Origin of the sequence: Burkholderia sp. BCC1998, from assembly GCF_905339875.1 — a bacterium.
Taxonomy (GTDB): domain Bacteria; phylum Pseudomonadota; class Gammaproteobacteria; order Burkholderiales; family Burkholderiaceae; genus Burkholderia.
Genome location: NZ_CAJPHE010000007.1, coordinates 290,651 through 302,950, shown reverse-complemented (window position 1 = coordinate 302,950; position 12,300 = coordinate 290,651). Strand labels below are relative to the sequence as shown.

The following is a 12,300-nucleotide window of genomic DNA, read 5'->3' as shown; positions in this document are numbered from 1 at the left end:
TGTGCGCCGACACTTGGCGCATCGGGCGGCCGCGTCGCCGTCCGGCGCCCGCCCGCTCACCTGCTCGCGTGAGCGCGAGCGCGCGTACGTCAGCGATCGCCGATCGGCGTGCGCGACGTCACTTCACGTAGATCGTGATTTTCTTCGAGTAGACGGGGGGATTGTGCGGCACGTGGTTGGCGTCGCCCATCAGGAGCTGCAGCGTGTGCTTGCCCGGCGGAAGCTCCAGCGTGGTCTCGGTCTCGCCCGCGCCGAAATGCAGGTGATTGCGGTCGGACGGAATCGGCTGGTCCATCGGCGGCAGGTCCGTATCGACCAGCAGGTGATGGTGGCCCGTGTTCGGAAACTGCACGTGCGACGGCGCGACACCCATATCGCGCAAGCCGAACCACACGCGGAACGGACGTCCGGCCGGCATCACCTGGCCATCGTTGGGCCAGCCGATGTAGACGACGGCCTTCGGGGGATGCGTGCCGGTCTCTGCGGTCGCCGCCCCCGTCCATAGCAGCGTCACGGCAACGGCGAAGAGGATGAGCTTGTTCATGGCGGCAATTCCCGGTTCGGGCGGCAGGCGCGGGATGGCGCGCTACTTGACCGTGATCGTGATCTTCTTCGAGTACACCGGCGGATCGTGCGGCACGTGGTCGTGGTCGCCCATCAGCATCTGCAGCGTGTGCTTGCCGGGTGGCAGCTCGATGCGCGCCTCGGTTTGACCGGCACCGTAATGGAGGTGATTCCGGTCCGACGGTATCGGCTGGTCCAGCGGCGGGAGATCGGTATCGATGAGCAGATGATGGTGGCCCACGTTGGGCCGCTCGATGCCTTTCGGGCAGATGCCCATGTTGCGCAGGCCCATGCGCACCCAGAACTTGCCGCCCGTGATCGTTGCGCCGTCGGACGGCCAGATGATGTAGGCCTCGGCGCCGGGCGGCGAAGTCGTACGCCCGGCGGCGAACGCGATCCTCGGCGCCAGGACGGTGGCGGCCAAAGCCAACAAGGTAGCCCTTCTTCGCATCGTGTTGCTCCTCGCGTGGATGGCGGCGCGCGGCGTCGGACAGTGGAGCGTGTCTAACAGCTTAGGACGTAATCGACAGGAAGGCACATAACGATGTTCCAGGGTAACGGGCCGGCCGCGATGCGCGGATGCGTATGTCCGTTTTTTGCAAGACCCGCGGGTGGATCCGGTGATCGCCGCCAGGCGCACGTGCTATCTTGAATGTGTCCCGGCCGCGCCCGTGCCTGCCGCAAGCCGGCATTGCGCTCGCCGCGACCGAACACCCGGCAATGGCTGCGCTCCGCCTTCGGCATCGGGTCCGACGGCGCACCCTGGGGGGCTCAACATGTGGCGAATACTCCTGCCCGCATGCCTGCTTGCGTCGATCTCGGTGGCATCGAGCACGTGCTCCGGCGAGGACATGCATGCTTTTCCCGCACCGCCGTCGGCGTCCGCGCGCGCCCCGTCAGCCGAACCGCGGCGCGTCGCGCTCGTGATCGGCAACGGCGCCTATCGCGATCATCCGCTCGCCAATCCCGTTCACGACGCCGATGCAATGAGCGACGCGCTGCGCGCGCTCGGCTTCGACGTCATCACGTTGCGCAATGCGACCCGGCAGCAGATGCTCGACGGGCTTGCCGCGTTCGAACGCCACGGCGCGGCCGGCGGCACCGGGGTGGTCTATTTCGCGGGCCACGGCGCCAGCGTCGGCGGAGCGACATGGCTCGCGCCGGTCGATGCCGACGTCGGCGCGCCGGCCCGCCTGTCGCGAACGGGTATCGACCTGCAAACCGTATTCGATGCGACGTCGCGGCCGCGCGGCGACCGGATTGATCTGATCATTCTGGATTCCTGTCTGATCGCGCCTCCCGGTGCCGGCCACGTGGCGGCCCGCGAGCCGCCGCCGCACACGCTCGTCGCATACGCGGCAGCGCCCGGCGCAGGAGCGGCCGACGGTACCGCGCATGGTGTCTACACGGCAGCGCTGCTGCAGACGCTCGCGGTGCCGGGGCTCGGGATCGCACAGGTCTTCGACCGTGCCGGCGCGATGGTCGAACGCGCCACCGGGCATCGGCAGACGCCGTGGATCGCGTCTTCCCTGTCCGGTGCGGCAGCGACGTTGGCGTTCACCGGGGCGCGTCGCGCTGGAACCGGCGACGCGCATGCCGGCGGCGGTACGGCGCAACGATCCGACGTGCTGGCCGACGTCGGCGTCGTGGCGCTCGATAGCCGCGGCGTGATGCCGAAAGACAGCGCCGAACAGTACGAAATCACGTTCTGGGAGTCAATCAAGGACAGCAAGGAGGCGGGCGACTACGAAGCCTATCTGAAGACCTACCCGAACGGCCGCTTCGCGCAGTTGGCGCAGGCTCGTCTCGCGCGACTGCGCGCGGCCGCGCCCAAGGCGCCAGCGGCGTCCGCGCCCGCGCAGACGGCGAGCGCCGCGCCGGCCCCCGCCGCCGTTTCGGCTCCGGCTCCGGCTCCGGCACCTGCGCCGGCGCAGCCCGCGCACACGTCCGGCTCGACGCCGAAAGCGCCGCCGCCCGCTGCCGCGGCGGCCCCGTCGGCACCGCCGCAGAAAGGCGGCGCGACGGCCGCCAATGAAATCCACGATTGCCCTGCCTGCCCCGCCATGCTGGCGGTTAGTCCGGGGGCTTTCACGATGGGCAGCAATTCGGGCGATCCGTCGGAAAAGCCTGCGCATCGCGTGACGCTCGATCACGCGTTTGCGCTGGCGAAGTACGGCGTGACCGTTGCGCAGTGGAACGCGTGCCGCGATGCAGGCGCCTGCCCGCGCCTGCCCAACGACAGCAACACGGCGGCGAACGCGCCGGTGCGCGACCTGAGTTGGGACGATGCGCAACTGTACGTCAAGTGGCTGTCGAAAATCAGCGGCAAGTCTTACCGGCTGCCGACCGAGGCCGAATGGGAATTCGCGGCCCGGGGCGGCACCGCGACGCGCTACTGGTGGGGCAACGAGATGCGCCCGGGCAACGCCAACTGCAAGGACTGCGGTCAGCCTTGGCATGCCGACGCACCGGACAACGTCGGCTCGTTCGCGGCCAATCCGCTCGGCTTCTACGACATGGGCGGCAGCGTATGGGAATGGGTCAGCGATTGCTGGCACAACTCGTACAGGAATGCGCCTGCCGACGGCCGCTCATGGGACGAGCCGAATTGCCAGGTCCGCGTCATCCGCGGCGGCTCGTGGCGGGATGGTGCAGGCTACATGCCCGTTTCGACACGCTTCAAGTACGACAGCAGCGTGCGTTATTCGGCAAACGGGTTTCGTGTGGCGCGGGACGTGAAGTAGGCGGATCTCGGTTCGAGAACGGCCGGCCGCCGTGTCAGCGACAGGATGTTGGTCTGGAATGCAATGCCTTCGATGACGGAGATGATTTCGGCGTGTCAACCGAAGCGCCTCCGTCCGTCGCGAGCAACGCGTTCAACACCCGCGCGTCCGTCAACCGCTCCAGCGACAGGCACGTTTCACTCAACGCATCGATCTGCGCACGCTGCTCGAGCGCCATGCCGGCCAGCGCCCGAAACTTCGCCAGCAGCGCCGCGTCGGACAGCGGATTGCGCGGGTCGCCGAGCGCGATCGGCACGTGACGCGATTCCCGCCGTCCGTCCGCGCGATGCAGGATCACGGTCGGCTCGTCGAGATCGCCGAGCGCCGGATCGACCTCGATCGCGATGCGTGCGAGCAGCGCCGTGATGCGCGCATCGTTGCGCCTGTCATCGCGATACGCACCGATCCCCGTGTCCCCGAACGCAAGGGCCGCTGCCACCGCGTACGCGAGGCTCATCTGCGCCGACGACAGCGTCGACAGGTCGCGGCCGCCGCACATCCGGGCGACGAATGCACTCGCGCGCACGACCACCCGCTCGATCTCGCCGGCTTCGAAGGTGCGCCCGTCCGCAAGCTGCAGCGCCGCGTCGACCGCGGCGTGCGCGCTGCGGCACGACGCGTGCGGCTTGATCGAGCAGCGCATCACCTTCCAGTGCGCGCCGAGGCCGTCGGTCAATGCGTCGGGCACCTGCGATTGCGCGGCGAACGCGCTGAAGAAGCCGCCCCACACGTCGTCGAACACCTGCGCGGGGCCGCTCACGCCTTCGCGCGCGAGCAGCGCCGCGAGCACGCCGCCCTCCGCCGCCCGCCCGGCATGCAGCCGCTTCGTCTGCGAACCGTCGTGGATGAAGCCCCACAAGCCGCCGGAGAAACTCGCCGCATGGCCGAGCGCGTCGCGCGTGCGCGCGGCGTCGAGTCCGAACACGCGCGCGCTCGCTGCTGCCGCGCCGAACACGCCGCAACTGAGCGTCGAGTGCCAGCCGGCACCGTTGTGGGCGGAGTACCCGCCGGCCGCCTCGAGCACGCGCCGGCCGACGTCGTAGCCGAGCACGACCGCCGCCACGCATTCCCGGCCGGCCACCGGGCGGCCCGCGCACGACAGCGCGGCCAGCACGGCCGGCAGCACGACCGCGCCCGAATGATCGCAGCCGCCGGAATCGTCGAGCTCGAGCGCGTGTGCGGCGATCCCGTTCACGAACGCCGCATCGCGCGCGCCCGCGGCCCGCCGGGTGCCCCACAGCGTCGCGCCGCCATCCCCGACCGTGCCGGTCAGCGCCCGCGCACTGCAGGTCTCGACGGCGAACGTACCGGCCAGCGCCGCCCCGAACGTGTCGAGCACATGACGCTTCGCTTTCGAGACCACGTCGTCCGGCATTGCGTCGGCGGCCGTCTGCGCGACGAACGTCGCAAGCCGCGTGGCGCGCGTTTGCGTCACCGTCTTCATCGCGCCGACGCCTCCGCCAAGCAATGCGCGAATACGTCGACCGGATGGCCCGGCGGATTGACGGGCACCCGGGCACGCCACCAGCGTGCGATGTCGCGCCCGGTCGCGAACCAGACGTCGCCCGCGTCACGCAGATGCGCAAGCAACGCGCGCAGCAAGTCGATGCGCCCCGCGGTGCCGATGACCTCCGGATGCAGGCGCAGCACGCAGCAGAGCCCGAAGCGGCGAAACCCGTCGACGTCGCGCCGCCAGTTGTCGAGCACGTCGCGGTACGCGGCGATACGCGGCTGGCCGGCCGGTACGGGTGGCGACAGGTTGAACTCGAAGTAAGGCTCGTCCTCGAGCTCGTAGTGCAGCGGCAGCTCGACGAGCCGGGCGCCGTCCGCGCGATCCTCGTCGCGCGGATGCACGTACGGCAGATCGTCGCCGCGCCACGACGACGACCACGTGAAGCCTTCCGCGACGAGCCAGTCCGCGAAGCCGTCGGCCCAGTTGCCGGTGAACGAGCGAAACCCTTCCACGTCGCGGCCGATCGTGTCCGCGAGCGCCGTGCGCCCGATACGGCACGCGTCGATCTGCGCGGCGAGCGGCAGCACGTCGAAGTCTTCGCAGCGATAGCCGCTCACGCCGAGTTCATGCCCGGCGGCCGCGATCGCGCGCACGGCAGCGCCATGCGTTTGCGCGACGCGGCCGGGCACGAACCAGCTCGTCGGCACGCTGAATTCGTCGAAGGTCGCGAGCAGCCGATCGACGCCGCGCGTCGCGCCGTAGCGCCATGCCGACAGCGATTTCTCGCGGCCGACGATGCGCGGTTCGCGCGTCTCGATGCCGTGTATGTCGTTGAAGTCGACCGTGATCGCGACCGCGCAGCGCGCGCCGTCCGGCCAGGCTGGAAGTGTCGTCACGGGCTGCTCCGTTGCGTCGATTGCGTCGATTGCGTCGTTTGCCTGCCGTGCGCGTGCTGCGCGAGCCACCAGTCGGCCACGTCACGACAGCGCGCGAACCAGACGCCATCCTGCGCGCGCATGTGTTCGAACCACGCTTCGAGTAGCGCGAGGCGCCCCGGCTTGCCGCAGACTTTCGGATGCAGCAGGGTCGTCAGGCACAGCCCTTCGCGATAGACGCCGTCGAATTCGCGTGTCCAGTTGTCGAGCGTCGCATCGTAGCCGGCGATCCGGTCGAGTCCGGCCGGATAGTCGGGGTTGCGGTGATACGCGAGCGACGCGTAATCGTCGGTCTCCCAGCGGCCGGGAATCTCGACGAGCGGCGGCTCGCCGTCGGCGCCGGGCAGCAGGTACGGACGGTCGTCGCCGCGCATCGAGCTCGAATAGCGCACGCCGGCTTCGCGCAGCACGCCCAGCGTCGCCGCGCTCCAGTCGCCGGACGGCGTGCGGAATCCGACCGGCCGCACCCCGAGCGTGCGCGCGAAGACGTCGGCCGACTGTGCCATGATCTCGCGCTGCCGCGCGGGTTCGAGCGTCCAGAACGCTTCGTGCCGGTAACCGTGATAACCGATCTCGTGGCCGCGCTCGACGATTGCCGCGCATTGCGCGGGCCACGTCCGCGCGATCCATGCGGGCACGAAGAACGTCGCGGGCAGGTCGAACGACGCGAGCACGTCGAGCAGCCGGCCGAGCGCGCGCCACGGCCCGTAGCTGCCGAGCGTGAAATACGCGGGGTTGCGCCAGATCGATCCGTTCAGCATCGCGTCGCCGGTCGGGCCGTCGAGGTCGAACGCGAGCGCGACACACGCGCGCCGCGCGTGCGGCCAGCGGGGAGCCAGGTCCGTCATCGCGCGCTCAGTGCGTGCCGTTGATCGTCGCCTTCGCGACCGCGTGTTCCTGCAGCCCCCATTTCGCGAGAAGCTTGTGATACGACCCGTCCGCGATCATCTGGTTGAGCGCCGTCGTCAGCGCACTGCTCAGCGCGGTATTGCTCTTCGCGACGCCGATGCCCGTGTATTGCGACAGGAACGGCTTGCCGACCGGTGCGTACGCGTTCTGCTCGAGGCTGTTCTGGTACGGCAGCGTCTCGCCGCCCTGCACGGCCGCGTCGATGCGGTTCTGGCGCAACTGCATGCGCGCGTCCGACGAACCGTCGGTGCCGACGACGACGATCGCCGGCTTGCCGGCCTTCACGCAGTTCTCCGCGCTCCACGCGGTCGTGTTGTCGGGGAACGACGTGCGCCGGCTCGACCCGACGCGCTTGCCGCACAGCGCGTTCATCTGCGCGAACTCGCCGGCGCGCGTCTTCAGCACGTAGAACTGCGGGCCCGTCTCGATGTAGTCGACGAACGTCACCGCGTCGCGGCGCGTCGGCAGGTCGGTCATGCCGGACAGGATCATGTCGACGCGCTGCGTCGCGACCGCGCTCATCATCTGGTCGAAGCTCGTCTCCACCCAGTTCAGCTTCGCGCCCATCTTCGCGGCGAGCGCCTCGCCGAGATCGACGTCGAAGCCCGCGAGCTTGTCGGTCGCCGGATCCTTGTATTCGAACGGCGGATAGTTCGGCACGATCGCGACGTTCAGCGTGCGCTTCGCGTTCGCGGCCTGGGCGACCGCGAACGACGCATGGAGCGCGAGCGCGCCGAATGCGACAGCGGCCAGCGTGCGGGTCAGGACGGATGCTTTCATGGGGATGTCGCCTTGTCGTGGTGGTGTAATGGGTACTGCAGGGCTGCGTTGCCCGTCTCGTCGACGGTTCGCTCGGTCGAGCGCCGCGGTGCGGTGCGCCCGGTCCGTTCAGGCAATCACGGCCGAGATGAAGTCGCGGGTGCGCGCCTGCGTCGGCGCGGACAGCACCTGGTCGGGCGGCCCGCTCTCGACGATCCGGCCGCCGTCCATGAAGACGACGCGATCGGCGACCTCGCGCGCGAAGCCGAGCTCGTGCGTGACGACGATCATCGTCATCCCGCTCTTCGCGAGATCGCGCATCACGGCCAGCACTTCCCCGACGAGTTCGGGATCGAGCGCCGACGTCGGTTCGTCGAACAGGATCAGTTGCGGATGCATCGCGAGTGCCCGCGCAATGGCGACGCGCTGCTGCTGGCCGCCCGACAGCTCGACGGGGAACGCGTCGCACTTGTGGCCGAGCCCGACGCGCGCGAGCAGCGCGCGCCCTTCTTCCAGCGCTTGCGCGCGGCGGCGCTTGAGCACCTGTACCGGGCCCTCGATCACGTTCTCGAGCGCGGTCTTGTGCGGAAACAGGTTGAAGCGCTGGAACACCATGCTGGTCGCGAGCCGCTGCCGCGCGACCTGGCGCTCCGACAGCTCGTGCAGGCGGTCGCCGGCACGCCGGTAGCCGGCCAGCTCGCCGTTGACCCACAGCGCACCGGCGCTGATCGTCTCCAGCTGGTTGATGCAGCGCAGGAAGGTGCTCTTGCCCGAACCCGACGGTCCGATGATGCACAGCACTTCACCCTGCACGACGTCGAGCGTGATGCCGTGCAGCGCCTGGAAATCGCCGTACGACTTGCGTACGTCTATCGCGCGAACGACTGCGTTCGTCATGACGTTCTCCCGATGGGGTTGGATCGTGTCGTTCATTTGCGGCCCGCCGCCCGGCCCGCGCCGCGCGCGAAGCGCCGTTCGACGCGCGCCTGCGCAAGCGACAGCACGATGACGACCGCGAGATACCAGATGCCGGCGACGATCAGCAGCTCGATCACCCGAGCGTTCGCGTAGTAGATGTTCTGCGCGTTGTGCAGCATCTCCGCGTACTGGACGACGCTCGCGAGCGAGGTCAGCTTGACCATGCCGATCAGCTCGTTGCCGATCGGCGGCACGATCACGCGCATCGCCTGCGGCAGGATGATGCGGCGCAGCGCCTGCAGGCGTGCCATGCCGATCGACTTGGCCGCCTCGTACTGGCCGGTGTCGACCGACAGCAGTCCGGCGCGCACGACTTCCGACGTATACGCGCCCTGGTTGATGCCGAGTCCGAGCACCGCCGCGAGGAACGGCGTCATCACGTCGACGGTGCGGAATTCCGCGATCCCCGGGATGCCCAGCGTCGGGAACACCAGCGCGAGGTTGAACCACAGCAGCAGCTGCAGGATCACCGGCGTGCCGCGAAACAGCCAGATGTAGCCCTGCGCGATCGCGCCGAGCACCGGGTTCGACGACAGCCGCATCACCGCGGTCGCGACGCCGAGCACGATGCCGAGCGTCATCGCGAGGACGGTCATCACGATCGTGTTGCCGAGCCCCGTCAGGATCGAGCGCGCGGTCAGGAACTGGCCTACGACGCGCCATTCGATCTGTCCGCGCGCGAACGCGAACGCCACATAGGCGAGCGCGGCAACGATCGCGATCGACGCGACATAGCGGCCCCAGTAGCGCCGGCGCACGCGCACCAGCCCGGTGATGTCGTCCGCGGCGCGGGCGGCCGGCCCCGATGCGCCGTCGAGCCGGCTCGAATCGGAGGCGCTCAGCATGACGGCCCCCGGTAGTCGGCGGCCCACGCGGCCTGGCGTTCGATCGCGGCGCTCAGGCGGCCGATCTGCTCGCGCACGCGCGCGGGAGACGTGCCGCCCGCACCGCCGCGGGCCGCGACGGCCGCGTCGAGCGTCAGATGCGCGCGCACCGCCGGCGCGAGGCGCGTGTCGACGGCCTGCAGCTGTTCGGCGCTCGCATCGGCGAGCTCGATGCCGTCCCGCTCGCAGGCGCGCACGAGCGTGCCGGTGATCTCGTGCGCTTCGCTGAACGGTACGCCCGTCAACGCGAGCCAGTCCGCGACCTCGGTCGCGAGCGTGAAGCCGAGCGGCGCCTGGCGACGCATCTCGTCGACGTTCACGCGCATCGTGCGGATCATTCCCGCCATCGCGGGCAGCACGAGCTCGAGCGTATCGATCGAATCGAACGCCGCGATCTTGTCTTCCGCGAGATCGCGGTTGTACGCGAGCGGCAGCGACTTCAGCGTCGCCAGCAGCCCCGTCAGGTTGCCGATCAGGCGCCCCGCCTTGCCGCGCGTGAGTTCCGCGATGTCCGGGTTCTTCTTCTGCGGCATGATCGAGCTGCCCGTTGCGTAGCCGTCGTCGAGTTCCACCCAGCGGAATTGCCGCGACGTCCACAGGATCACCTCTTCCGACAGGCGCGACAGATTCACGGCCAGCATGCTCGTGACGAACACGAATTCGGCGACGTGATCGCGCGCGGCCACCGCATCGATCGAGTTCTCGCAGGGCGCGTCGTAACCGAGCTCCTGCGCGGACAGCTCGGGCCGCACGCAGATGGCCGAGCCCGCGAGCGCGGCCGCGCCGAGCGGCGAACGCGCGGTGCGGCGGTCCCAGTCGACCAGCCGGTCGGCGTCGCGGTACAGCGACTGCGCATGCGCGAGCAACTGATGGCCGAACACGATCGGCTGCGCCGGCTGCAGATGGGTGAATCCGGCGGTCACCGTGTCGACGTGCCGGCTCGCCTGGCCGACCAGCGCGTCCTGCAGATCGAGCACGCCGCGCACGAGCGCGCGCGCCTTGTCGCGCAGGTAGAGGCGCAGGTCGTTCGCCGCCTGGTCGTTGCGCGAGCGCCCGGCGCGCAGCTTGCCGCCCAGCGCCGGCAGCCGCTGCGTGAGCACGCGCTCGAGGAAGGTGTGCACGTCCTCGTCGGTGAGCGACGGCGCGATCGCGCCGGCCGCGTAGTCGCGTGCGATGCCGTCCATCGCGGTCAGCAGTTGCGCGAGCTCGTCGTCGTTCACGATGCCGGCGCGGTTCAATTCGCGCGCATGCGCGCGGGAGCCTGCCAGGTCGTACGGCACGAGGCGGAAGAAACTCGGATCGGAGCGCGACAGGTCCTGCAGCGCGTTCGACGGTTTCGACTGGAAGCGGCCACCCCACAGGCGCTCGATCGGTTCGGTAAGGCTCATTGCGGTCGACCTCGACTCGGTTGGATTGCCCCTACTGTAGGCATTCAATTTTTTTTGTTGTAGCGAGAAATTGAATCCGCTTTAATGAAATTTTTCTCAGCATCGTCGCGTCCGACGAGCTTCCCGATGCGCAATCGCCTGCCGCCGCTGAACCCTCTTCGTGCGTTTGAAGCCGCTGCGCGGCGCGGCAGCGTGTCGGCGGCCGCGGACGAACTGCACGTCACCGCGAGCGCGGTCAGCCACCAGATTCGCATTCTCGAGAGCACGCTCGGCGTCGCGCTATTCGTCAGATCAAAGGCCCGCGTGAAGCTCACGCCGCAAGGCGAGGCGTTGCTGGAACCGGTCGGCGCCGCGTTCGACCTGATCGCGAACGCCGCCGTCAGGCTCGATTCGCCGGTGGCCGCCGGCGATCTCGTCGTGTCGACGCCGCTGTCGCTGACGTCGCGCTGGCTTGCCCGGCATATCGGCGACTTTGTCGAGCGTTATCCGGGCATCCACCTGAAGGTGGTTCCGTCGAACGACGATCGCGAGGTCTATTCGCCGGACGTCGACGTCTGCATCCGCTACGGGGAAGGCAACTGGCGCAACCGGGCGGTCGAGATGCTCGCGCATCCGGCGCTGTTCCCGGTCGTGAGCCCGGCGTTGATGAACGGGCCCGATGCGATCCGCAAGGTGCAGGATCTCGCGGGGCGCACGCTGTTCTGCGAGCATGCGGGCTCGTGGATGCGCTGGTTGGCCGAAGCGAAAGCCGACCGGCTGCCGGGCATCCGCATCCTCGAGATCGGCAACGCGCACATCGGTGTCGAAGCCGCGGTGCATGGCCAGGGCGTCGCACTCGGCGACAGCCTGTCGGTGCGCGACGACCTGATCGACGGCACGCTCGTGCGGCCCTTCAGCGAAACCGTGCCGTCACGCCATGCGTACTATCTCGTCGCGCGTCACGAGATGACCGAGGCGCCGCTCGTGACCGCGTTCACGGCGTGGCTGCGCGCGCGCGTCGCGTGATGCGCGCACGTGTTTGCGACGAGGCGGGAAGTCAGGAAACGAGACTCGTCAGGTCGTCCCACACCATCACGATGTTCCGCGATCGCCAGATCGGCCCCGCGTCGACGTACTCGCCGGCCAGCCGGCCGTTCAACGACGCGTAAAAGGCGATCGCGGCGTCGTTTCCCTTGACGACACTCAACGCCGCGCCCTGGTACCGCATCGTTTGCAGATGCGTTGCGAGCCGGGCGAGCAGCGTGCGGCCGATGCCGCGACGCTTGAACCCGGGATCGACGTACAGGAACTTGATCTCGCCACGGCCGCCGAAGATCGGCTCCGACGGCGCGCCGGCCGCGCCGATGCCGACGATCGTGCCGTCCGTTTCCGCCACGAGCACCAATTGGTCGCCCGCGTTCGACGCCAGCTTTTCCCGCCATGTCCTGCCGCGATGGCGCTCGTCGAGGACGGCGTGCGCCTGCGCCGGCGCGAGATCGCGATAGGTATGCCGCCAGACCTTGACGTGAAAATCGGCGATCGCCTGCGCATCGTCGAGGTGGGCAGACCTGACGGATATTACGGACATGGAAGACTCTCTCGGCTGGCTGGCTTGGCACACGCGGGCGCGGCGCACGAGCCGGATTGTCGACGATCGGGGCGACCGTG

General features: G+C 69.1%; 12 protein-coding genes and 1 pseudogene. 3 read left to right on the top strand and 10 right to left on the bottom strand.

Annotated elements, in window-relative coordinates:
- Positions 1-118: 118 nt before the first annotated feature.
- Both U5A56_RS15735 and U5A56_RS15730 read right to left on the bottom strand, forming a co-directional pair.
- Positions 119-544: a DUF4399 domain-containing protein gene (locus U5A56_RS15735; RefSeq protein WP_124485920.1), complete on the bottom strand. Its 426-nt coding sequence runs from the start codon at positions 542-544 to the stop codon at positions 119-121.
- Positions 545-586: 42 nt separating this feature from the next.
- Complete coding sequence (locus U5A56_RS15730; protein WP_257772328.1) at positions 587-1,015, bottom strand: DUF4399 domain-containing protein; 429 nt, start codon at positions 1,013-1,015, stop codon at positions 587-589.
- Positions 1,016-1,340: 325 nt separating this feature from the next.
- Between U5A56_RS15730 and U5A56_RS15725 the strand changes: the two are divergent.
- Positions 1,341-2,039 (top strand): annotated as a pseudogene (locus U5A56_RS15725) (caspase family protein); the annotation flags it as partial.
- A 3-nt stretch (positions 2,040-2,042) separates the two neighbouring features.
- A complete protein-coding gene (locus U5A56_RS15720; protein WP_321923302.1) occupies positions 2,043-3,308 on the top strand; it encodes a formylglycine-generating enzyme family protein in 1,266 nt (421 codons plus the stop codon).
- Between the two features lie 34 nt (positions 3,309-3,342).
- Here U5A56_RS15720 and U5A56_RS15715 read toward each other — a convergent pair whose 3' ends face one another.
- From U5A56_RS15715 to argH, 7 genes are all read right to left on the bottom strand, one after another.
- A complete protein-coding gene (locus tag U5A56_RS15715) occupies positions 3,343-4,791 on the bottom strand; it encodes an MmgE/PrpD family protein (RefSeq protein WP_321923256.1) in 1,449 nt (482 codons plus the stop codon).
- Positions 4,788-5,696, bottom strand: a complete 909-nt coding sequence (locus tag U5A56_RS15710; RefSeq protein WP_321923254.1) for a polysaccharide deacetylase family protein — start codon at positions 5,694-5,696, stop codon at positions 4,788-4,790. Before U5A56_RS15710 ends, U5A56_RS15715 begins: the two co-directional genes overlap by 4 nt.
- Entirely contained in the window at positions 5,693-6,583 is an 891-nt protein-coding gene (locus U5A56_RS15705) for a polysaccharide deacetylase (RefSeq protein WP_321797197.1), read from the bottom strand. The genes U5A56_RS15710 and U5A56_RS15705 overlap by 4 nt, the downstream gene beginning before the upstream one ends.
- A 7-nt stretch (positions 6,584-6,590) precedes the next feature.
- Positions 6,591-7,424, bottom strand: a complete 834-nt coding sequence (locus U5A56_RS15700) for an ABC transporter substrate-binding protein (protein ID WP_124485914.1) — start codon at positions 7,422-7,424, stop codon at positions 6,591-6,593.
- Between the two features lie 108 nt (positions 7,425-7,532).
- A complete protein-coding gene (locus tag U5A56_RS15695) occupies positions 7,533-8,336 on the bottom strand; it encodes an amino acid ABC transporter ATP-binding protein (RefSeq protein ID WP_415749147.1) in 804 nt (267 codons plus the stop codon).
- On the bottom strand, positions 8,333-9,226 hold the full coding sequence (locus U5A56_RS15690) for an amino acid ABC transporter permease (RefSeq protein ID WP_321923251.1): 894 nt from the start codon (positions 9,224-9,226) through the stop codon (positions 8,333-8,335). Before U5A56_RS15690 ends, U5A56_RS15695 begins: the two co-directional genes overlap by 4 nt.
- Positions 9,220-10,653 carry an argininosuccinate lyase gene (argH, locus tag U5A56_RS15685; protein ID WP_124485911.1) on the bottom strand — a complete coding sequence of 478 codons (1,434 nt, stop codon included), beginning with the start codon at positions 10,651-10,653 and terminating at the stop codon, positions 9,220-9,222. Before argH ends, U5A56_RS15690 begins: the two co-directional genes overlap by 7 nt.
- A gap of 126 nt (positions 10,654-10,779) precedes the next feature.
- Between argH and U5A56_RS15680 the strand changes: the two genes are divergently transcribed.
- On the top strand, positions 10,780-11,658 hold the full coding sequence (locus tag U5A56_RS15680; protein WP_321923249.1) for a LysR substrate-binding domain-containing protein: 879 nt from the start codon (positions 10,780-10,782) through the stop codon (positions 11,656-11,658).
- A gap of 31 nt (positions 11,659-11,689) precedes the next feature.
- On the opposite strand, the gene U5A56_RS15675 is transcribed toward U5A56_RS15680, so the two are convergent.
- Positions 11,690-12,268: a GNAT family N-acetyltransferase gene (locus U5A56_RS15675; protein WP_321923247.1), complete on the bottom strand. Its 579-nt coding sequence runs from the start codon at positions 12,266-12,268 to the stop codon at positions 11,690-11,692.
- Between the last annotated feature and the right edge of the window lie 32 nt (positions 12,269-12,300).

Coding starts and splice junctions, on each gene's coding strand:
- U5A56_RS15695 (WP_415749147.1), bottom strand. CDS start 8,336: ATGAACGACACGATCCAACCCCATCGGGAGAACGTCATGACGAACGCA.
- U5A56_RS15705 (WP_321797197.1), bottom strand. CDS start 6,583: ATGACGGACCTGGCTCCCCGCTGGCCGCACGCGCGGCGCGCGTGTGTC.
- U5A56_RS15680 (WP_321923249.1), top strand. CDS start 10,780: ATGCGCAATCGCCTGCCGCCGCTGAACCCTCTTCGTGCGTTTGAAGCC.
- U5A56_RS15715 (WP_321923256.1), bottom strand. CDS start 4,791: ATGAAGACGGTGACGCAAACGCGCGCCACGCGGCTTGCGACGTTCGTC.
- U5A56_RS15700 (WP_124485914.1), bottom strand. CDS start 7,424: ATGAAAGCATCCGTCCTGACCCGCACGCTGGCCGCTGTCGCATTCGGC.
- U5A56_RS15730 (WP_257772328.1), bottom strand. CDS start 1,015: ATGCGAAGAAGGGCTACCTTGTTGGCTTTGGCCGCCACCGTCCTGGCG.
- U5A56_RS15735 (WP_124485920.1), bottom strand. CDS start 544: ATGAACAAGCTCATCCTCTTCGCCGTTGCCGTGACGCTGCTATGGACG.
- argH (WP_124485911.1), bottom strand. CDS start 10,653: ATGAGCCTTACCGAACCGATCGAGCGCCTGTGGGGTGGCCGCTTCCAG.
- U5A56_RS15690 (WP_321923251.1), bottom strand. CDS start 9,226: ATGCTGAGCGCCTCCGATTCGAGCCGGCTCGACGGCGCATCGGGGCCG.
- U5A56_RS15720 (WP_321923302.1), top strand. CDS start 2,043: ATGGTCGAACGCGCCACCGGGCATCGGCAGACGCCGTGGATCGCGTCT.